Genomic DNA, 20,664 nt, shown 5'->3' with positions numbered 1-20,664 from the left:
GCCGGTTGCCACCCTGGTCGGGCCGTCTCTAGAGCTTGTCGTCCGGCGGGTCGGGCGGCACGGGTGGCGCGCCGGGGCGGCGGTCGTGCCACCAGCGCACCACTTCGCGCGAGAGCCGCACTTTTTCCTCGCTCACCAGTACATCGGCGCGGGCGGTCATCCAGGAGCTCTTGGTGGCGGCGATCTGCTGTTCGGGATACACGCTGCGGTGGCCGACGATCAGGTAGGCCGCGATGCAGGCGCCGGCCACGTAGAGCGTACTGTCGCCGCCGAGCAGTTCGACGCCCATCAGGATCGCAGCGATCGGCGTGTTGGAGGCGGCCGCCACCACCGCCACCAGGCCTACCGCCGCGCCAAGCGCCGGCTGCAGGGCGAGCAGGTGGGCGAAGGCACCGCCAACCACCGCGCCCATCACGAACTGTTCGGTGATCAGGCCGCCGTAGAAGCCCGAGCCCAGCGTCACCGCGACCAGCAGTGCTTTCCACAGAAAGCCGAGGTAGGGCATCGGCTCGCCCTGCAGCGCGCGGTCCATCAGCGGCAGGCTCAGGCCCATGTAGTCGTAGGGGATCACCAGGATCAGGCCGGCCAGCACGACGCCGCCGATGGCCGGCATGAGCGGCTCGGGGATATGCAGCCGATCGCGCAGCCGGGTGAACAGCCGGCGCGACCCGTGCAGCAGTTCGATGAACACCCAGGCTACCGCGCCACACAGGATGCCGATCGCCACCGTCTTGAGGAACAGCAGCTCGGTGAAGTCGCCCACGAAGGAAACGTCGATGCGCGGGTAGGGCACGCCCCAGAAGCGGCTGACTTCATAGGAGGTCACGCTGGCGACGATCGCCGGAAACAGGAAGTTGTGGCGGATGCGGCCGATCGCCAGCATTTCCACGCCGTAGAGGGCGCCGGCGATCGGCGTGCCGAACACGGCGGCGAAGCCGGCGCTGACGCCGCAGGCGACCATGCGCCGGCGCAGCTCGGAATTGAGCCCGAGCAGCTCGCCCAGGCCCGAGGCGATGCTCCCGCCCAGGTGCGAGCAAGGCCCTTCCTTGCCGGCCGAGCCGCCGCAGCCGAGCGTGATCAGCGTGGCGACCGGCTTGACCCACAACGTCTTCCACGGCAGCGCGCCGTGCTGGTCGTTGACGGCGATGATCACCGAGTCCTTCAGGCCCGTCCGGTTCAGACGCTTGCCGTACTGCAGCAACAGGCCATTGGCCAGGCCACCGATGGGCAGTACCGCCATCTGCACCCACAACGGCGCGGCGTAGATATGGTCGGAGGTGGCGAACAGGATGCGCAGGAATGCGCTGCAGCCGGTGCCGACCAGCGCGCCGGCCAGGGTGGCCAGCGCCAGCCATTGAAGCACCGTCGCCAGCATCACCAGGGGTTCGGTCAGATAGGACTGGCGCATGGGCCTGAGTAAGACACGAAAGCCACTCAGGATAGCAGCGTCGCTCGCGCAGCCGGCCGCTCAGTACGGATGCTGCCGGTAGAACAGTTCCAGTTGCCGGTAGACCTCCGGCAGCTCCTGGCGCAGCGCGGCCGGCGTCTCGAAGAAGGCCTCGCTCACCACCGCGAAGAACTCCGCTTCGTTTTCCAGGCCGTAGGGGTCGATCGGCACGGGAAGTCCATGGCGATCGGCCCCGCGCAGGCGCTTGAACGCGTCGGAGAAGACCCGCGTCCACGCGCGGCGATCCATGCGCCGGTGCAGCGGCGGGAAACCGTTGGCCTCGCCGTTGAGCATGTCGAGCTTGTGCGCCATCTCGTGGATGACCACGTTGTGGCCCGGCGTATTTCCGGCTTCGAGCACGTCCGCCCATGACAGGATCACCGGCCCGCGACCCCATGCCTCGCCGGCCATGATGCTGCGGGTTTCATGCACCACGCCGGCCTCGTCGGTGTGGGTGCGGCGGGGAATGAAGGCATCCGGGTAGACGATGACGCTGTGCCAGCCGTCGTACCAGTCCAGTCCCAGTTTCAGGATAGGCATGCAGGCATGGGCGGCGAGCAGCACCCGATCGGCGTCGTCCAGTTCCAGCCCCTGGACCGGCTCCAGCGACTTGCGCTCGAGGAACAGCGTGGCCAGCACGCGCAGCGCGGCCTGGTCGGAAGCGCCCAGCCGACGGGCCGGCGCGCAGCGGCGCAGTGCATCCTGCCAGAGCGGTTCGGCAATGGGGCGCCGGGCGACGATGCGTCGCGCGCGCCAGGTCCTGATCGTGTCGAGCATGGCCCCTGCGGGAGGAAGTCGTTGCGCTCCATGGATCGGGGCGATGTGCTCTTTCTCAAGAAGGCGCCGTATCGGACCGTCGATCTGGACCGGTCTGGATCGTCGTGCAGATGAAACCGTCGCCGCACGCGCCGGTCCACCTGCCACTTTGGCCATGAGGAGTTTCCTAGATGAGCATCACCATTACCGCTTTCGAACGCTCGCCCGATGGCGGCAAGGGACTGGCGCGCGATACGCGCGTTCGCTGGGCGCTGGAAGAAGTGGGCCAGCCCTACGAGGTGCGCCCGGTTTCCTTCCAGGCGATGAAGGAGCCGGCGCATATGGCCGTCCATCCCTTCGGCCAGATTCCCACCTACGAGGAAAGCGGGCTTGCGCTGTTCGAAAGCGGAGCGATCGTCCTGCACATCGCCGGACAGCATGAGGGCCTGTTGCCTGCAGGGGTCGATGCCCGCGCGCGGGCGATCGGCTGGATGTTCGCGGCGCTCAGCACCGTGGAGCCGCCGATCCTGGAACTGGTCGTCGCCAAGTTCATCGAGGGCGACAAGCCCTGGACGCAGGCACGCCTGCCGCTGATCGCCGATCGCATTCGCACCCGCCTGCGCCAGCTTTCCGCCCGCCTGGGCGACGCCGACTGGCTGGACGGCGCGTTCAGCGCGGGTGACCTGATGATGGTGTCGGTCCTGCTGCGGCTGAGGCCCTCGGGCCTGCTCGACGAATTCCCCAGCCTGGCCGCCTACGTCGCACGCGGCGAAGCGCGACCGGCCTACCAGCGCGCCTATGCCGCGCAGGCGGCGGCCGCCCGGCGCTGAAGCGGCGGCGAGCGCGCCACGGGCGAGCGTGGCGGATGCATGGTCTGGGCGGCGACATTCCCTTCCTGCCTCCGTCACGCCAACCGGCGTAAGGGATGCAACATCCGCGCCGATGCGGGCTGAACCCCCGCGCGCATTACCGGCGGTACCCGAGGGTGCCATGCGCATGCGAAACCCCACGCCATCCCTGCGTGGCCTGTTGCCCGCCGAACAGGCCACGGTCCTCGGCCAGTTGCGCGAAGGCGTGGTGCTGGCCGACCGCGAGGGGAGGATCACCTTCATCAACGAAGCGGCCGGGGCTTTTCTGGGCGTATCGCAACGGGGCGTGATGCCGGCCGACTACAGCCGCGTCTTCCACGTGCTGACTGAGGACGGCCAGCCCTACCCGACGCGGGAGTTGCCGCTGGCGCGCGCCGTGCGCGGCGAAACGCTGGCCGAAGCGCGCTGGAGCATCCGGCGCGACGACGGCACCGTGCGCATCGCCGCGGGCGCGGCGCAGCCGCTCTTCGATGCCCATGGCGCGATGACCGGTGCAGTGCTCACGTTCCACGACGACACCACGCGGGTACAGGCCGAGCGTGCGCTGGCCGACGCGGAGCAACGCTACCGGCTTGCCATCGAGGCGACCCAGGATGCGATCTGGGACTGGGACCTGCAGACCGATCGCACGCTCTGGAACGAGCAGTTGTGTGTCGCTTACGGCCATCGGGTGAGGGAGGCCACCTACGACTGGTTCATCGCCCAGATCCACCCCGCCGATCGCGAACGCATCGACGCGGGCTTGCAGCACGTGGCGCGCCATGGCGGCACCCACTGGACCGACGAGTACCGCTTCCGCCGCGTCGACGGTACCTACGCAAAGGTGTGCGACCGCGGCACCGTGGCGCGCGATGCCGAAGGCCGCGCGGTGCGCATGATCGGCGCCATGGTCGACATCACCGAGCGCAAGCGTGCCGAGCGCACGCTGCGCCGGCACACCGAAACGCTCGAAATCCTCAATCGCACGGCCGCCAACATGGCGGCCGAACTGGACCTCTCCCAGGTCGCGCAACTGGCCACGGATGCCGGCGTGGAGCTGCTGCACGCACGTATTGGCGCGTTCTTTTCCGAGACGCTGGACGCGGCGGCCGGCGGCGTGAAGCTCTGTGCGCTGGCCGGGGCCGGTGCCGTCATGCCGCCGGCAAGCGTACGGGAGCTGTTCGGCCCGGTGATCGAGCGCAACCGGCCGTTCAGGTCCAACGACATCTCCGTCGCCCCCCGCGTGCCGCACCCGGCCACGGCGGAGCATGCGCCGATATGCAGCGTGCTCACCGTGCCGGTGACCTCACGCTCGGGCGAGTCGTTCGGGATCCTGGTGTTTGGCCATCCGGAGCCGGCGCACTTCACGGCCGGCCATGAGCGCCTGATGGCCGGCGTGGCCGCGCATGCCGCCATCGCCATCGACAACGCGCGATTGCTGGCGACCGCCCAGCGCGAGGTGGAGGAGCGCCGCGTGGCGCAGGAACGCCTGCGCGAACTGAACGAAACGCTCGAGGCCCGGGTCGAGGAGCGCACCCGCGAGCGCGACCGCGCGTGGGCCATGTCGCGCGACCTGCAACTGGTGATGGACGCCACCGGCATCATTCTTGCCGCCAACGAGGCGTCCGACATCCTCGGCTACCGGCCGGATGAATTGATCGGGCGCAGCGCCGAGGCCTTCGTGCACCCGGATGACGTGGCCGCCCATCTGGAAGCGATGTCGATGGCCGCGGCCGGCAGGTTTCCGCCCGAAGAGGTCCGCTGCCTGCACAAGGACGGCAGTTACCGCTGGCTGTCGTGGGTCAAGTCCGCCGACCAGGGCGTGCTCTACGCCAGCGGACGCGACGTGACGCAGCAGAAGGAACAGGAGCAGGCCCTCGCGGCAGCCGAGGAAGCCCTGCGCCAGAGCCAGAAGATGGAGGCGGTGGGGCAGCTCACCGGCGGCATCGCGCACGACTTCAACAACATGCTGGCGGTAGTGATGGGTTCACTGGACCTGCTCAAGCGGCGCGTGGGCGACAACCCCCGCGTGCTCCGCCAGATCGAAAGCGCGACCGACGCGTCCGAACGCGCCGCCTTGCTGACCAGGCGCTTGCTGGCCTTCTCCCGGCAGCAGGCGCTCAATCCCCAGCCGACCGACCTCAACCGCCTCGTCGGCGAGATGTCCGAGCTGCTGCGCCACTCGATCGGCGCGGCCATCCGCCTGCACACCGCACTGGCCGATGGCCTGTGGCGCACTCGCGTGGATGCCAACCAGCTGGAAAACGTGCTGCTCAACCTTGCCGTCAACGCACGTGATGCCATGCCTGAGGGCGGCTGCCTCACCATCGAGACAGGCAACGTGCAACTGGACAGGCGCAATGCAGCGGCCAATGGCATTCGCGCGGGCGACTACGTGCTGATCGCCGTCACCGACAACGGCAGCGGCATGCCCGCGGACGTGCTCGCGCGCGCCTTCGATCCATTCTTCACCACCAAGGAGGTCGGTAAGGGCACCGGTCTGGGCCTGAGCCAGGTGTACGGTTTCGTGCGGCAGTCGGGCGGCTACGTAAAGCTGTACTCGGAGCCCGGGCAGGGCACCACGGTGCGGATCTACCTGCCGCGCCTGTGCGATGAACCCGCCGCTGGGCGGGTCGACGAGGGCAGTGCCGGCACCGCGCCGGGCGGACTGCAGGAGCTGATCCTGGTGGTGGAGGACGAACCGGCGGTGCGCCAGTTCAGCGTCGATGCGCTGGAAGAGCTCGGCTACCGGGTGCTTCAGGCCGACGGTGCGCCAGCCGCATTGCGCCTGCTTGACCGGCATCCGGACGTCGCCCTGGTGTTCACCGATATCGTCATGCCCGAGATCAACGGCCGCAAACTCGCCGACGAAGTGCACCATCGCCGGCCGGACCTGCCGATCCTGTTCACCACCGGGTACACGCGCGACGCGGTCGTGCACCAGGGCGTGCTCGACCCGGACGTCGAACTGCTCGGCAAGCCGTTCACCCTCGACGGGCTGGCGCGCAAGGTGAGGGCGATGCTCGATCAGGCGGCGTAATGCCGGCCGCCACTCGGGTGCTCGCCGGGGCCATAATCGGTCGTTTCCACGTCCTGGCTGTGCCGCATGTCCATCGTCCTCACCGATTTCGCCCGCCCACGGCTGTTCCCGCGCGAGCCCCGACGCAACACGATCCAGGACTGCACGCCCGAGGCCTTCGAGCACCATCTCAACACGGTCACGCCGCTGAACGTGCTCGACGGCTACGCGCCGTTCTGCAAGCTGCACGTGCATCGCAACTGGACCTCCACGCGATGCCTGGCCGTGCCGGTCACCGAGGCCAACCGGCACCTGCTGCGCTCGGACTACGAAGCGCGTACCCGCGACGAACTTCCGGTGCTGGTGCGCTGGTTCGAGGAGCTGGAACCGCCGGTCGCGGGCTATCTGATTCCGATCCTCTACAGCCGCGAGCAACTGGCGAAAGAGGGTTCGATCATCGACGCCGACTGGGGCGTGGTGGGGTGCATGTACACCGCGGAGCCGGAGGAAACGCCCATGGCGCCGATCACGATGATGCGCAACGCGCTGGGCGTGGAAGAGGGTGGTTCCGGCGTGCCGCTGGATCGCGAGGCCTACTTTCGCAGCGTGGAATTCTGGCGCACGCACGCCAACTGGCGCGGGTAGTCGAAGGCGGCAGGCTGGCCCGCCGTGGTGGCCGCCCCCGCCGCAACGGTGCGCATGACGGCTGGTTGTCCGGGTAGCCGGGACGGTACCCTCGGACCTCCCCCAAGGAACCTCGCCATGGCCAAGAAGAAAAGCGTGTCCCGATTCGAGGCAAGGCTGTTGCGCCCGGCGCAACCGCGCAACGCATCCTGGGCGTTCGTGGTTCTCCCCGAGGAGGCCAGCGCGCAATTTCCGCGACGGGGACGAACGACCGCGGAAGGCACGATCAACGGCCAGCCCCTGCATGCCACGCTGGAACCCGATGGCCGGTTGAGCCACTGGTTCAAGGTGGATGCGGCGCTGTGCAAAGCCGCCGGCGCAACCGCCGGTGACCTGGTCGTGGTGGAGATCGCACCGGTGGCCCGGGAGCCCGAGCCGAAGCTTCCGCCGGACTTGCGCCAGGCGCTGGAGGGGGCGCCCGAGGCGTTGGCGACCTGGGAGGGCACCACCACCCTGGCGCGCGTGGACTGGATCCACTGGCTGACGTCGGCCAAGCAGTCCGCTACCCGTGCCAAGCGCGTCGCCGACGCCTGCGGCATGCTTGCATCAGGCAAGCGGCGCGTGTGCTGCTTCGACTCTTCCGGCTACTACAGCAAGGGGTTCGCGGCGCCGGAGGTGGCGGATGAGTCCTAACGGGCGTTTTCGGTTGCGGCCCGCCGGACGGCGGGCCGCGCGCATGGCGTCTGGCTGATTGGCCCATCGCTGGCGGGGCTCCCTCGGCTGCTGCGCGACGCCCCTGCGACCTTGGTTGTCGCTGTTGCGAGACTCTTCCGACTTGGCTCGCCTGCGGCGGGCTTCCGATCGCCTGCCGTCGCTCGGGGCGGTCTCTGGAATCAGGTGCAACAGGAGGCTCCCGGCCGGTCTGCCGGCCCCGCGCGCGCCGCACTTGGCTCCCTCTCCCCTCCGGGGAGAGGGTTGGGGTGAGGGGCCGGGCTCGCGGGATGCTTCCAGGTCGCCCCCGCCACTTTCAGCTGGCGTGCTTGAAGTCGTAATCGGCAGTCATCAGGGCATCGGCCAACTCGGGGTCGTCAGCCTCCAGCTCCCTGGCCGCCATGAGCCCGATATCGAGCCAACTCCGCTCCCTGGGAGCGGGGAGGTTGGACCGGCCCAGTTCCTCCAGCACCTGCCCGAGTTGCCGGTGCGCATGCAGGTAAACCCCGTAGGCCGGGTTGGCGGCCAGGCGGCTGATTACGAGTTCCAGCGCATGACGTGCCGAGCGCATAGCGCGAATCCTTTTGGTCATTCCTCTCTCCGTCGCGTCCGCGCAAGCTTGGGTGCTGCTGCCATTGTCGCCCGCCGCGGGCGGACACGATATCCGCCTGCGCTGGGCTGGCCCGGAACGGCGTAGGCTCGGCGCATGCGGCGGACCGCAGGAGTGCACGCCATGCAGACGCGCGAAAACGACAGGCGATTCGGCGAAGACATTGCCACGCTTTACCAGGACCTCCTGGTGCCGATGATCTTCACGCCCTACGCCGTGGACCTCGCCAGCCGGCTTGCGCGGTTGCCGGTGGCAAGCGTGCTGGAGTTGGCGGCCGGTACCGGCGTGGTGACGCGCGAACTGGCCTCGCGCCTGGCACCGGACGTACAACTGGTCGCGACCGACCTCAACGAGGCGATGCTGGCCGTGGCGCGGAAACAGGGCACGTCGCGGCCCGTGCGTTGGCGTCAGGCGGACGCGATGGCGCTGCCGTTCGACGACGCTTCCTTCGATGCCGTGGCCTGTCAGTTCGGCGCGATGTTCTTTCCGGATCGGGCTCACGCCTTCGCCGAGGCCCGGCGGGTGCTGCGCCCCGGCGGCACGCTGTGGTTCAACGTGTGGGACGGCATCCAGACGAACGATTTCGCGTGGGTCATCCAGCAGGCCGTTGCCGGCCTCTTTCCGGACGACCCGCCGCGGTTTCTGGAGCGCCTGCCGCACGGCTATGTCCCGGCATCCGCGATCGCGCGCGACCTGGCGCAGGCGGGCTTTGCCGGCGAGCCGCTCATCGAAACGGTCGCTGCCCGGAGCCAGGCCATCACATCCGCCATGGCGGCCATCGCTTATTGCCAGGGCACGCCTTTGAGGAACGAGATCGTCGCCCGCGATCCCGCACGGCTCGGCGAGGCGACCGAAGCGGCGACTGCCGCCATGACCGCGAGGTTCGGCGCCGGGCCGGTCACCGGACGGATTCAGGCGCTGGTGGTGCGTATCGATCGCTGAAGCGAGGCGCTCGCGGCGCCGGCAAGCAGCAGTGAGAAGGGAAGCCCGATGATGTCGCCGGACATTCCACGGACAGGCGCGGTCGCGCTACCGGCCATGCGATTGACCCGGGTCAAGGCGGACAAGCGCCCATCTGCCGACCATGCGCGAGCCGGCGACTGCCGGGTTCCCATGGAGTCCACGATGCAATTCGAACTGTCCACCGCCCCTACGGATGCGGCCCCGATCACCGCCGCCATCCACGCGCTGGATCCCCACGCCAGGGTCGTCCTGGATGCCGGGCGCGGTCGCCTGGAGGTGCTGGCCAGCGCAAGCGGCGAGCAGATCCTCGATGCGCTGCGCGGTATCGGCTGCGTGGCCAGGCCGCTGGAGAAAGAGGTGCACATCAGCGGTGGAAGCACCTGCTGCGGCCACTGCGGCTAGCGGCAAGTCGACAGGCGCCAACCGCCGGCGTCTGGAAGAATAGGCAGGCCGCACTCCGCGGCTTGCCCGGTTGGCCTCATGAAAAACACCGGCCGCATCCGATGGATGTGGCGCGTCGCGGCCGTGCTGCTGGCATTCGTTGCCGCCTGGCTGACATGGCTGCGCCCGGTCGCGCCGCGCGTCGGCCCGGTTCCGGCATCGCGGCTCGGAGACTGGCCGACAGCCGCGCCGGCGGCGGAAGGCTTCGACGACCGCTCGCTTGGGCAGGCGGCCGACGCGCTGCTGGACGGACCGTTCAACGTGCACGCGTTGCTGGTCGAGCGCCACGGGCGGCTCGTCGCCGAGTACTACCAGGGCGGCCGGGACCGGTCGGTGTATGGTCTGGTGTCGTGGCGGCAATCGTTCGGCCCGATGCAACTGCATGACGTTCGCTCGGTAGGCAAGAGCGTCACCAGTCTGCTGTACGGCATAGCGCTGGGCGACGGGCGCGTGCCCGATCCGTCCGCCCGCGTGCTCGCGTCCTATCCTGCCCTGGACCGGGTCGCTTCGGGTGCCGCGCGCGCGATCCGCGTGCAGCAACTGCTCGACATGAGCAGCGGCCTGGCGTGGCGCGAGGGCGAACCTGGCCTCGACGATGAATTACGCCTGTTCTGGAAGCGCGACATTCCCGCGTATGTGTTCGGGCATCGCATGGTCCATGCCCCCGGCTCGACCTTCAATTACAACGGCGGCGGGACGGCGGTGCTGGCTGACCTCATCGCCCGCGGCGTTGGCATGCCGCTGGATGCCTACGCGCGTGAGCGGTTGTTCCGGCCCATGGGCATCTCGTCGTGGACGTGGGTGCACGACGTGCACGGTCGGCCGATGGCGTTCAACGGCCTGCGCCTGCGTCCACGCGACCTGCTGAAGATCGGACGCCTGGTGCTCGACCACGGCCAGTGGCACGGGCGCCAGCTGGTGCCCGCGGCGTGGATCGAACGCTCGCTGCAGCCGAAGCTGGCGACCGGCGTGAGCGATTTTCGCTATGGCGCGCAGTGGTGGGCCGGCACGGCACGGTGGCGGGGGCAGGACATCGCCTGGCACGCCGCGTTCGGCAATGGGGGACAGCGGCTGTTCGTGGTGCCGCGCCTGGACCTTGCCATCGTCACCACGGCTGGCGCTTACGACGAGATGCCGACGGCCATCGCGGTGAACCGGCTGGTGCAGGGCGTGGTGAGCTCGATACGCAAATGATGGGCGCGTGATGCCCTGCCGGGCCACGCGTTGCGCGGAAGGCGGTGGAAGAGGGCAGCGCTCCGGCTGGCGGATGGGGCGGGGCCTCGCTCACCATCGGCATGGCGGGCAGGATCTTGTGCGCATCCGCGGCGCGCTGCCGGCACCATCGCATCTTCCACCGCCGGTGTTTTCGACCGCCGCCGTGGGCGCGGTGTTGACCTCGATCAATCCGCGCCGTGATCTGCCAATGCCTGGGGCGTGTCGAGCAGGGTGACGCCCGGGGCATCGCGCAAATGCTCGCGCAGCCAGAAGCCGTGCTCGGCGCCGACCAGAACGACGATGCGCCGCCGCGGATTCTCGCGAGCCGCTCGCTGGATGACCTGCAGGAAATGCCCGTTCCAGGCCTCCCAGCCGGCGTGCTCGCCCGGGCCCATCAGCGCCTCCTGCAACGCGTGCTTGGCACGCAGCGCGGCGTCGGTGACGTCGTCGTTGACGCTCGCCGGCGAAGTCCAGCGCGCCTTGAGCACCTCATATAACCCATCGACGTATTGGCCGAACGCCTTGGCCTGAGCCGGCTCACGGCTGTAGAAGGCCACGGTGTTGGCGCGATACGGCGCAAGCAACCTGTCGTAAAGCGGCTCCGCCGGCTCCATCGCGTAGACACGGTAATGGTGGCGGTCGATCAGCGGATAGACGACCGCCGGATACTCCTGCTTGGTCTTCTCCGGTGGCCGGGTGACCAGATCGTCCGGTTGCAGTTCGACGCACAGCACGTCCGGCTTGAGCCGTTCGATGGCGTGGCCAAGCGCCGTGTTGTCGTAAGCCGGCACCTCGGCGTGCATCTGATGCAGCGTATCGAGCACGACCACCGTGGCCGGCTGCACTTGGGCCATTGCCGCCATCGGCAGGGCCAGCCATACACCAAGCAGCATCCACCAACGCATGGCACGCTTCCGGAGTTTCGAGGAACGACAGGGTAGCGGGCTGCGCGACTGGGTCGCAGTGCCGGAAGCCACGCGTCGCGGTGCTTGTGCGGGTGTCCGCCTGGCGTGGAGCAACCCGGAAAGGAGTGGCGCCCTACTTGCCGATCTAATGTGCCTAGGACGTAGTCATCGGCCGACAGACAGGCGTTCCCGGTCGCGGCAAGCTTGACTTTCGTATCCAAGCTAAGGAACTGCCATGGACCGCATCAGAACGACCGTCATCGCTTTGGCTCTTTTCGCCTGCGCCTCGGCAGCCGGAGCGACCGAGCGCCCGAGCGATCCGCTTCGGCACAGCGCGCCAAAAGGAACCACCGATGCGTTCTACGCGTGCGTCGACAGGGCGAACTTCAACGAAATTGAGGAAGCCTACTGCACGTCGCACGAGCGAGCGGAGCAGGAAAAGCGGCTCAATAAGACGTATCAAGCGTTGTTGCACAAGCTGGATGAAGGTCAGAAGAAGCGCCTCGTGCAAGCAGAGCGCGCTTGGATCGAGTTACAAGACGCCACGGCCCCATTTGAGGGGGCGCTTTACGGTCGCGAGATCATCGATAACCTGCAAGTGGCCCAGAACGAATTGTTTGCCGTCACTCGCCGGGCCGATCAGCTGGAGGAGTACCTGGCGGTCGCCAGTGGCTTGTGATGCATGCGCTCAATGATCCCGTTAAAGGAGTAACGGTATGCAATATCCTGATACCCGCGACATAGATGCAATCGCCGGCGCCATGTATTTCGTCGTTGGTCGCGCCACCGAAGGGGGGCCCCATCCCTACCGCCTGTCCATCGCAGGCATTACGCAGCAAGCAGGCGACAAGAATTGGGGAGAGGTTGAAAAGATTGTCGCCAACAGCGGCTACTCCCTGGGGACGATCCAGGTCGACCTCGGCCAGCGTGGGACGTGGCCGCTGGGAGCGACGACAGATGCATCGCTTGAGTCTGGCCAGTCCACTTATGTGGACGCCATCATTGGGCAGGCAGCGAAGTACGCCGAAGTCCATCACCTGCAGTTCCCGTCGGACAGAGCGCAACTCCGCAAGCAACTGCTGACCCATGGCAATGGGAAGGGGCAGCACAGCGCACTGCAATTCATTGCGCCCGAAACCCGTGACAGCTTCAACACATGGTTAGGCTCCGAAGAAGGGGAGCAGTGGATCCACACGAATATCGACTACCCGCAGATTCGCAATGCAGCTCAGCAGGCGCTCGATGTGCTGGACTCCGCCGGTAAGAACATCCCCGAGAGCCACCGGTTCGAAACCCTGGCACTTCTCACGAAGACGGCGAACCAAAGGCCGTCGGAACTGGTCGAGTTCCGCAAGGTTCTTTCGGATGGTGGCGATTACCAGGATCTCGTGAGTAAAGCCGGCGAAATTGCGAGCCACCATCGCGGGTATGCGGGTGTCGCGGCGGTCGTATCCGCAGGCCGTTACCTGAAGGCTTACGGTGATCCGGAGAAAGCCGCTGCGCTTGCTCGCGCCCAGGCCAAGGTGGCAAGCGCAGACTTCAATCCTGCAGACTTTGCCAATGATCGGGACTTGCAGGAAGGGTTGAGAGCCATTGGTCAGGCGAAACCGGTCCACGTCCTGCGCCAAGGCTCCCGTGGCGACGAGGTCGCCTCTCTCCAGGCCCGCCTCGCCAAGCTGGGTGTTACCGACGCGCACGGTCATGCATTGAAACCGGATGGCGATTTCGGCCCGGCGACCCGCCGAGCGGTCGTTGCGTTCCAGCGGACCCACGGTCTGGAAGCCGATGGTCGCGTAGGGCCAAAGACGCTCGATACGCTGGGCGCCGCCCTTAAGCAACAAGCCGCGAGCCTGGCCGATCGGAGTCACCCCGGCTATCCGCTGTTCTGCCAGGCGCTGGAGAAGGTTCATCTGATCGACGCCAAGTGCGGGCGTACGCCTGACGAGCTGTCGAACAACGTGGCCGGTTCACTGGCCACGGCGGCGCAAGCGCAGGGGCTTACCCGCATCGACCACGTGGTGCTGGGCGAGAACGCCACGCGCGCCTTTGCCGTGCAGGGGGCGCTCGATTCGCCGTTCAGACGGTTCGCGGCCGTAGACATCCTGCAGGCGGTGGCAACGCCGCTGGCGCAAAGCAGCGCGGCGTTCCTGGCAGCGCCCCAGCCCCGCGCGGAAGCGTCGCTGGCGGCGTTGCCTCAGCAGACACTCGCTCCGGCTGCGCTGCAGGACGCGCATCGCTAGTGGAGTGCCGCCGATCCGGGCGACGGGGGGGAAGGGGGAGCGTGCACCAGGTTTCGATGCGTGCATCCCTATCTTCTCTGGAGAGCGTTGATCGGTACCCCGGCGTGACAACCCCTGGACTCGCAAGACGTTGCGATGTCTGCCGGCAGGAACTTGCGGCGCCGATTGCTGCTAAGTTCCCAGGCTGTCCACACGCCTGCCGGAGGTTTCCATGTCCCGTGCCGTCCTTGCTGGCTCATTGGTCGCCACCGCCCGTGGGTATGCGCGCCTGGCCCTGGCCGTATCGATGGCCCTCGCGGCCGGCGTGGCCAGCGCCCAGGCATCGCGGGGCGCCCATGTGCCGCCGCCGCAGGACACGCCTTATCCGGGTACCGTGGCGATCCACGTGGATGCGAGCGACACGCGGCAGGGCATCTTCCGGGTCCACGAAACCTTGCCGGTGCAGGCTGGTGCGCTGACGCTGCTCTATCCGAAGTGGATCCCGGGCGACCATTCGCCGAGCGGCCCGGTCGCCATGCTGGCCGGGCTGAAGATCAGCGCCGGCGGCAAGCCGCTCAAGTGGACCCGGGACGAATACGACGTGTACGCATTCCACGTGAATGTGCCGGTGGGTGTCTCGAAGATCGATGCAGACTTCCAGTACCTCTCCAGCCGCGACGGCGGTTACGAGATGACCGACCGCATGCTGGACCTGGAATGGAACAAGATGGCGCTGTACCCGGCGGGGTACTTCTCGCGCCGGATCACCTTCGTGCCCAGCGTGACCCTGCCGCACGGCTGGCAGTTCGGTAGCGCGCTGGAGCCGTCGCGGCAGGCGAAGGTCGCTTCCTCAGGTGATACCACGACGTTCAAGCCGGTGACGTTCAACACGCTGGTCGACTCGCCGATCTACGCGGGCAAGTACTTCAAGCGCGTCGATCTGACGCCCAAGGAAGGCGCGCCGGTCCACCTGGACGTCTTCGCGGACGCGCCCAAGTACCTGGAGATGACGCCAGAGCAGTTGCAGGCGCATCGCGCGCTGGTGGCGGAGGCGACGGCGTTGTTCGGCTCGCACCACTACGACCATTACGACTTCCTGTTCTCGCTCTCCGACCAGCTCGGCGGCAATGGACTGGAGCATCACCAGTCCAGCGAGAACGGCCTGGAGGCCGACTATTTCACCGCGTGGAAGGACGCCGCGCCGGGACGCGACCTGCTTGCGCACGAGTACACCCATTCCTGGAACGGCAAGTTCCGCCGGCCGGCGGATCTGTGGACGCCCAACTTCAACGTGCCGATGGGCGATTCGCTGCTGTGGGTGTACGAGGGGCAGACCCAATACTGGGGCTTCGTGCTCACCGCACGCGCCGGCCTGTGGACGCCTGAGCAGTTCCGCGACGCGCTGGCCATGACCGCCGCCAACTACGAGCGCAATCGCGAAGGCTTCCACTGGCGCACGCTGGAGGACACCACCAACGATCCGACCGCCGCGCATCGCACCGGCCTGCCGTACCGCAGCTGGCAGATGAGCGAGGAGTACTACAGCGCCGGCCAGATGATCTGGCTGGCGGTCGATGCCAGGCTGCGCGCGCTGACGCACGACAGGAAGTCGCTGGACGACTTCGCGCGCGCGTTCTTCGGCGTGGACAACGGCAGCTTCGTGACCAGGACCTACGCCTTCGACGACGTGGTCGCGGCCTTGAATGGCGTGGCCCCGTACGACTGGGCGGGCTTCCTGCACGCGCACGTCGACGCGCTCGATCCGCCGCTGCTCGACGGCCTGGCACGCACCGGCTGGAAGCTGGTCTACACCGACCAGCCCAGCGACTACGAGCAGCAGTACAACAACCGCCCGCAGTCGCCACGCCATCTGTACAACTTCACCTGGTCGATCGGACTGACGCTGGACGATCACGGGCAGATCAACGACGTACGGTGGGAGGGCCCGGCCTTCAAGGCAGGCGTCAGCACCGGCGCCACGCTCGTGGCCGTGAACGCCAAGGACTACTCGACCGACGTGCTCAAAGGCGCGATCGCCGCGGCCAGGGGCGGCAAGGCGCCGATCCAGCTCTTGCTGAAGTTCCAGGGTGGCTACCGCACGGTCCCGGTGGACTACCACGGCGGTCTGCAGTATCCGCACCTGGTGCGCGTCAAGGGCACGCCCGACTACCTGAGCGAGATCATCGCGCCGCGTACCCGATAGCCGCGACGCAAAGGCCTGGCCGGCATGGACATGGTTTTCTACCCGGTGATATCCGCGCGAGCGATCGCCTGGGCGGCGATATCGAAAGACGAATGCGGCGGTAGCCGACTTTTGTTGTGCCGGGAATAGCTGCGTGCTGGTTCTGCGCGCCAGCGCACAGTGTCGATGTAGGAGAAATCTGATAGATCCCCTGCTTGCCAGACTCTTCACGCAAGGTGAAACACGCTTCACGGCCTTGGGCCGTCGACTTTCTGGACGGCAATACACTGGTTTTTTCCGGCGTTCTGCTTAAGCCCCTTTGGGTCACGCGCCGATACTTACAGGAAAGCCTGAATGGCCAGCCTCGTCGCTCGCATAAAAAAAATAAGAAGAGCCATCGTCAAGCGCATGCCCGATCCGGTGTACTACCCCTACCGGTATTTCCAGATCTACCGCCGGGTGGGAAGTCTTGCGCAGCCGGAGCGCTATTCGGAAAAGATTTTCTACCGCATGCGCCATCCGTTGCCGGTCTTCTCGCAGCTGGCGGACAAGGTCGCGGTGCGCCGTTACATTGCCGAGGTGGTGGGCGAACAGTATCTGGTACCGGTCTTCCTCACCTGCGACAGGGTAAACCGCGAAACCTTCGACGCCCTGCCTGACACATTTGTCATGAAGGCCAACCACAGTGCCGGACAGACGAGGATCGTGCATGACAAGCGCAGCGAAGACCTCGACGCGCTGGCCGACCTGGCCAACGGCTGGATGAAGTCGGACTTCTCCATCCGGCAGCGGGAAAAGCACTACCGGAGCATCGCCCCCCGGATCATTTTCGAGCAGGCGCTGCTGGGCCCCGCAGGCGAGCCACCGGACGACTACAAGTTCAACGTGCTCAACCCGGGTGGCGGGGAGGAAAGCTTTGTGTTCGTCCAGTACGTCCACGACCGCTTCAAGGACGTCATGACGCAGGACTTCTACCTGTCCGACCTGACGCCCGCGCCGTTTCGCTTCCGGGGACTCAAGCCCAGCGGCAAGCCCTTGCCGGTGGTCGACGGGCTGGACGAGATGATGGATATCGCCAGGAAACTTGCCGCACCGTTCGGTTTTCTGCGCGTCGACTGCTACTACTACGCAGGCCGGGTGTATGTGGGCGAGCTGACGGTTACGCCGGGCGCCGGCATGTATGCGCTGTCACCACCGCACTGGGATGCGGCGCTCGGCGCGAAATTCCGCTGGCCGGACACCTGCGAGCTGGGCCGCTGAACCGTATCCGCTGAAAGAGCGCGGGTCGCCCGGCGCACGCACGCAAAAAGAAGAGGCCGGGCTTGATGCCCGGCCGGAGAAGCGATCGCTGGTGGATCAGAAGCGCGGACCGTTGTGCAGGTTTGCGCCAGTGCCTCGCGGCGTGGTTCCCAGGCCGGTGCCGGTGCCGGTCGCGATGTCGGCGGCGCCGTGACGCTCGAAGATCGCCCGGGCGCGGTCGCGTTCGACCATGTCCTCGGTGTGCACGGTGATCAGTGCGTTGCCCTCGCGAATGCGCTCGTCGTAATGCTTGGCTTCGACCTCGGGGATGCCCATGCCGATCAGCGCGCCGACGATGCCACCGGTCGCGCCGCCGACCGCCGCGCCACCGAGCGCGGCCATGATGGGCCCGGCGGCAATGAATGGACCCAGGCCCGGAATGGCCAGCGTGCCGATGCCCACCAGCCAGCCGAGCCCCGCACCGGCGCCCATGCCGATGACGCCGCCGGTGGTCGCGCCCTCGGGCGCCTTGGTGTTGTGCTCGGTGGCGAAATCGCGCGTGCCGCGGCGGTTCTGCATCAGTACGGAAATGTCGTTGTTGGAGAAGCCGGCGTCCTTCAGGTCGTCGACGACGGCCTCGGCCTTGTCCTCGTTGGGGACGGTGCAATAGACGGATGCGTACATGGAGGTCTCCTCAATCGGAATCGGTTTCGATGTCGAGCTGGTTGTCGACACGGGTCACGCCGCGCACGCCGGCGGCATCGTGCTCCAGGCGGGCCTTTTCCTGTGCGCTGGCCACCGGGCCGCGCAAGGTCACCACGCCGTTGTTGGCCACCACCTTGACGTTGCGGGCTTTGACCGAAAGGTTGCTGTCGTCGACGATCGCCTGGCGGACCTTGGCCACCAGATCGACCGCGGAAGAGCTGTTGGACTGGTCCATGGGAGTGACTGAAGCATCGTTGCGATCCCGCCGGTTCAGCCGCGTGTTGTCGGCATCCGCGCCGGTCACGCCGGCTGCCGATTGGCTGGACGCAGGTGACGACTGCATGGGCGTGGCCTGCTGCGCGAAAGCGCCGGTACTTGCCGCGAGCGCTGCGAACACTCCCACGGCCAGCGGCCTGGGCAATGCGTGTTTCATGCGTTCCTCCTCGTTGGTCGCCATGCGGGGACGGCCCGCACTGTGGGCCCGGCCATGGACTTTGGCCGGAAGGGTCACGCTAGGGAGCGGGCGGTAAAGTCGGCGTGTCATCGAAGTGAGCGGACTGACCACCGGCGAGCAGCGGCGCGAGAGCGTTCAGTCACCGCGGCGTCCTGCCATGGGCCCGCTACACAACATCGAATGCGGTGACAAGGTCGAGCGGCTGCGCGTACTCGCGGTCGATGCGGTCGCGCACGCGGCGAAGCAGGCAAGGCTTGCGTCGGTCCCCAGGCGCTGCGTTGTCGATGAGGAAAAGCGGACCATCACCGCGATGGTGTCCAAGGTCGCCTACGCCGTCCTGCTGCTGGCACCGCCGACCTCCCTGCCGCGTTCGAAGTATCGGGCGAGCAGCGGGGAATCGTCGGGGAGCGACCGGCAACCCTATGGCGTGCGCGACCGCACCGTGCGCGAGCCGGCGGGCAATCTGCTGCGCGTGCAGGGGCGCGCGGCCTGGCGCAGCCGCGTGACCCGGGTACCTGCCGGATCATGTCGAGGACGCCTTCACCCACTGCCACGCGGAAGTCACGCCCGGCTTACCCTGCGCGAGTAGGATCGCCGCCCTGATGCGGGAGCGACGAGGCAGCGGCCGAGCTGACGGAGCGCAGGCGCGAGGCGTGCCACCCGAGCACCGCATCCGGTGTTCCCATCCACGGGGCCGGGAGGCACCATCCGTCTGCGGCTTCGTGCAACGCCGGTCCGCCGGGCCGGCGGCAGGCCATCGCGGGCCACGCCCCGTGGCCTGCGACCTGCGAGGCGCACGCGGCACCGCCGGAACCTGCCGCATTCTCCCTGGAGGGTCCTCCCATGACTCCTCGTAAGCGTCTTCTGGTCGGCGCGCTGGCGCTTGGCCTCTCCCTCGTTGCCGCCCTGCCGACGGCCGCTGAGTCCCCTGCGACGCCCAGCACGCGGGGCATCGTCAGCCTGGTGCAGACGCACACCGGCTATCCAGTCAAAGTGTCGGTGTACGCGACGGGGCTCAACAACCCGCGCGGCCTGACGTTCGGCCCCGACGGCCAGCTCTACGTGGCCGAAGGCGGCCGCGGCGGCAGCCACACCACCTCCGCCATGGACTGCATGCAGGTGCCGGGCGTCGGCCCGTACAGCGGCAGCTACACCGGCGGACGCATTTCGCGGATCGACCATCACGGCCACCGGGTCACGATCACCAACAAGTTCCCCTCCAGCCAGACCAGCGCCGAGACCGGTTCGCTGATCAGCGGTGTCGCGGACGTCGCCTTCATCGGCCACACCCTGTATGCGATCACGGCCGGCGCCGGCTGTTCGCACGGGCTCAAGGGCACCTACAACGGCATCGCCCGCGTCGACTCCGACGGCTCGATCCACTGGATCGCCAACCTGAGCCGCTACCAGAAGCACCACCCGGTGCAGAACGCGGAAGAGGAAGACTTCGAGCCGGACGGCACCTGGTACAGCATGGTTGCGCTGCACGGCCACCTGTACGCGCTCGAGCCCAACCATGGCGAGCTGGTGAAAGTGAGCCTTGACGGAAAGATCCGGCGCGTGGTCGATGTCTCGGCGAGCCAGGGCCACATCGTGCCGACGGCATTGGCGTATCACGGCCGGTTCTTCATCGGCAACCTTGGCACGTTCCCGATCTCGGCAGGTTCCGAGAAGGTTCTCCGGCTGACCCGCAACGGGCAGCTGTGGCCGGTGGCGGACCGGTTGACGACCGTATTGGGCATCGCCTTCCACCACGGGCACATGTACGTGCTGGAGAACACCACCGGCAAGGACAACCTCGCACCGACGCCAGGGACCGGCAAGGTGGTGCGGATCGATCCCTCCGGCGCGCGCCGCGCGGTGATCACCGGCCTGGCCCTGCCGTCCGCCATGACATTCGGTCCGGACGGGGCGTTGTACGTGTCCAACATGGGCTTCGGCTTCCCGCCGGGCATGGGGCAGGTGCTGCGCTTCGACTTCGACGCCTGGCGTCACTCGCCCTAGCCGTACCCGCTGGCGCGGCCGCGACGACCGCGCCAGCCACTGTTTCCGCAGTACGCTCGCCCACGATCAGGTTCGCGATGGCAACGAGGAAGAGAGCTGGGCACGTCCTTGGGTGGCGAGCTTCGCCCACGAGCCCAGCCCCAGATGACCACGTCAGGTTACCGGGCCGGGCCCGGGCATGCAGCGCCGATAGCGGGCCTTGAACACGCGCGCCCGACGTGATCCCCGACGAGGCCGATGACGCCCACCGTTTTGACAGGAGTAGCGGAACGGCAAATGTCAGCATGGCGCGCCCCGTACGGTCCGCCGTGCCGGGCAGCCG

General features: G+C 67.5%; 19 protein-coding genes. 13 read left to right on the top strand and 6 right to left on the bottom strand.

Going from position 1 to position 20,664, the window contains the following annotated elements:
* Nucleotides 1–28 precede the first annotated feature (28 nt).
* Together J7I44_RS09355 and J7I44_RS09350 are read right to left on the bottom strand one after the other, a co-directional pair.
* Nucleotides 29–1,408 carry a chloride channel protein gene (locus tag J7I44_RS09355; protein WP_209619402.1) on the bottom strand — a complete coding sequence of 460 codons (1,380 nt, stop codon included), beginning with the start codon at nucleotides 1,406–1,408 and terminating at the stop codon, nucleotides 29–31.
* A gap of 60 nt (nucleotides 1,409–1,468) precedes the next feature.
* Entirely contained in the window at nucleotides 1,469–2,224 is a 756-nt protein-coding gene (locus J7I44_RS09350) for a M90 family metallopeptidase (protein WP_209619399.1), read from the bottom strand.
* Between the two features lie 170 nt (nucleotides 2,225–2,394).
* On the opposite strand from J7I44_RS09350, the gene J7I44_RS09345 reads away from it, so the two are divergent.
* The 4 genes from J7I44_RS09345 to J7I44_RS09330 all read left to right on the top strand — a co-directional run bounded on the left by J7I44_RS09345 (nucleotide 2,395) and on the right by J7I44_RS09330 (nucleotide 7,387).
* Nucleotides 2,395–3,033, top strand: coding sequence for a glutathione S-transferase family protein (locus tag J7I44_RS09345; protein WP_209619397.1), 639 nt, complete (start codon nucleotides 2,395–2,397; stop codon nucleotides 3,031–3,033).
* 160 nt (nucleotides 3,034–3,193) lie between these two features.
* Nucleotides 3,194–6,091 (top strand): PAS domain S-box protein, encoded by a 2,898-nt coding sequence (locus tag J7I44_RS09340; protein ID WP_209619394.1) that lies wholly within the window; start codon nucleotides 3,194–3,196, stop codon nucleotides 6,089–6,091.
* A 66-nt stretch (nucleotides 6,092–6,157) separates the two neighbouring features.
* Nucleotides 6,158–6,715 carry a DUF3228 family protein gene (locus J7I44_RS09335; RefSeq protein ID WP_209619391.1) on the top strand — a complete coding sequence of 186 codons (558 nt, stop codon included), beginning with the start codon at nucleotides 6,158–6,160 and terminating at the stop codon, nucleotides 6,713–6,715.
* Between the two features lie 117 nt (nucleotides 6,716–6,832).
* On the top strand, nucleotides 6,833–7,387 hold the full coding sequence (locus tag J7I44_RS09330; protein ID WP_209619387.1) for a YdeI/OmpD-associated family protein: 555 nt from the start codon (nucleotides 6,833–6,835) through the stop codon (nucleotides 7,385–7,387).
* Nucleotides 7,388–7,721: 334 nt separating this feature from the next.
* On the opposite strand, the gene J7I44_RS09325 is transcribed toward J7I44_RS09330, so the two are convergent.
* Complete coding sequence (locus J7I44_RS09325) at nucleotides 7,722–7,997, bottom strand: immunity protein Tsi6 family protein (protein ID WP_209619385.1); 276 nt, start codon at nucleotides 7,995–7,997, stop codon at nucleotides 7,722–7,724.
* Between the two features lie 141 nt (nucleotides 7,998–8,138).
* Here J7I44_RS09325 and J7I44_RS09320 point away from each other — a divergent pair, with 141 nt between their 5' ends.
* From J7I44_RS09320 to J7I44_RS09310, 3 genes are all read left to right on the top strand, one after another.
* On the top strand, nucleotides 8,139–8,957 hold the full coding sequence (locus J7I44_RS09320) for a class I SAM-dependent methyltransferase (protein WP_209619382.1): 819 nt from the start codon (nucleotides 8,139–8,141) through the stop codon (nucleotides 8,955–8,957).
* Nucleotides 8,958–9,140: 183 nt separating this feature from the next.
* Nucleotides 9,141–9,380, top strand: coding sequence for a hypothetical protein (locus J7I44_RS09315; protein ID WP_209619379.1), 240 nt, complete (start codon nucleotides 9,141–9,143; stop codon nucleotides 9,378–9,380).
* A gap of 78 nt (nucleotides 9,381–9,458) precedes the next feature.
* Nucleotides 9,459–10,613 (top strand): serine hydrolase domain-containing protein, encoded by a 1,155-nt coding sequence (locus J7I44_RS09310; protein ID WP_209619376.1) that lies wholly within the window; start codon nucleotides 9,459–9,461, stop codon nucleotides 10,611–10,613.
* 206 nt (nucleotides 10,614–10,819) lie between these two features.
* Here J7I44_RS09310 and J7I44_RS09305 read toward each other — a convergent pair whose 3' ends face one another.
* A complete protein-coding gene (locus tag J7I44_RS09305) occupies nucleotides 10,820–11,539 on the bottom strand; it encodes a hypothetical protein (RefSeq protein WP_209619373.1) in 720 nt (239 codons plus the stop codon).
* A gap of 235 nt (nucleotides 11,540–11,774) precedes the next feature.
* Here J7I44_RS09305 and J7I44_RS09300 point away from each other — a divergent pair, with 235 nt between their 5' ends.
* From J7I44_RS09300 to J7I44_RS09285, 4 genes are all read left to right on the top strand, one after another.
* Entirely contained in the window at nucleotides 11,775–12,218 is a 444-nt protein-coding gene (locus J7I44_RS09300; RefSeq protein ID WP_209619370.1) for a lysozyme inhibitor LprI family protein, read from the top strand.
* A 37-nt stretch (nucleotides 12,219–12,255) separates the two neighbouring features.
* Nucleotides 12,256–13,779: a peptidoglycan-binding domain-containing protein gene (locus J7I44_RS09295; RefSeq protein ID WP_209619367.1), complete on the top strand. Its 1,524-nt coding sequence runs from the start codon at nucleotides 12,256–12,258 to the stop codon at nucleotides 13,777–13,779.
* A 211-nt stretch (nucleotides 13,780–13,990) separates the two neighbouring features.
* Complete coding sequence (locus J7I44_RS09290) at nucleotides 13,991–15,961, top strand: M61 family metallopeptidase (protein ID WP_209619362.1); 1,971 nt, start codon at nucleotides 13,991–13,993, stop codon at nucleotides 15,959–15,961.
* Nucleotides 15,962–16,294: 333 nt separating this feature from the next.
* The gene (locus tag J7I44_RS09285) at nucleotides 16,295–17,200 is read left to right on the top strand and encodes an ATP-grasp fold amidoligase family protein (RefSeq protein ID WP_209619359.1); all 906 of its coding nucleotides are present in this window, start codon (nucleotides 16,295–16,297) and stop codon (nucleotides 17,198–17,200) included.
* 96 nt (nucleotides 17,201–17,296) lie between these two features.
* Here J7I44_RS09285 and J7I44_RS09280 read toward each other — a convergent pair whose 3' ends face one another.
* Nucleotides 17,297–17,863 carry a general stress protein gene (locus tag J7I44_RS09280; RefSeq protein ID WP_209619356.1) on the bottom strand — a complete coding sequence of 189 codons (567 nt, stop codon included), beginning with the start codon at nucleotides 17,861–17,863 and terminating at the stop codon, nucleotides 17,297–17,299.
* 10 nt (nucleotides 17,864–17,873) lie between these two features.
* Complete coding sequence (locus J7I44_RS09275; protein WP_209619353.1) at nucleotides 17,874–18,317, bottom strand: BON domain-containing protein; 444 nt, start codon at nucleotides 18,315–18,317, stop codon at nucleotides 17,874–17,876.
* Between the two features lie 115 nt (nucleotides 18,318–18,432).
* Here J7I44_RS09275 and J7I44_RS09270 point away from each other — a divergent pair, with 115 nt between their 5' ends.
* Complete coding sequence (locus J7I44_RS09270) at nucleotides 18,433–18,927, top strand: hypothetical protein (protein WP_209619350.1); 495 nt, start codon at nucleotides 18,433–18,435, stop codon at nucleotides 18,925–18,927.
* A 254-nt stretch (nucleotides 18,928–19,181) separates the two neighbouring features.
* Nucleotides 19,182–20,342 (top strand): ScyD/ScyE family protein, encoded by a 1,161-nt coding sequence (locus J7I44_RS09265; RefSeq protein WP_209619347.1) that lies wholly within the window; start codon nucleotides 19,182–19,184, stop codon nucleotides 20,340–20,342.
* The last annotated feature ends 322 nt before the right edge of the window (nucleotides 20,343–20,664 follow it).

It is taken from the genome of Frateuria flava (assembly GCF_017837635.1).
Taxonomy (GTDB): Bacteria; Pseudomonadota; Gammaproteobacteria; order Xanthomonadales; family Rhodanobacteraceae; genus Frateuria_A; species Frateuria_A flava.
Note: the sequence above shows the minus strand (reverse complement) of the source record. Positions and strands in the feature narration are given on the sequence as shown.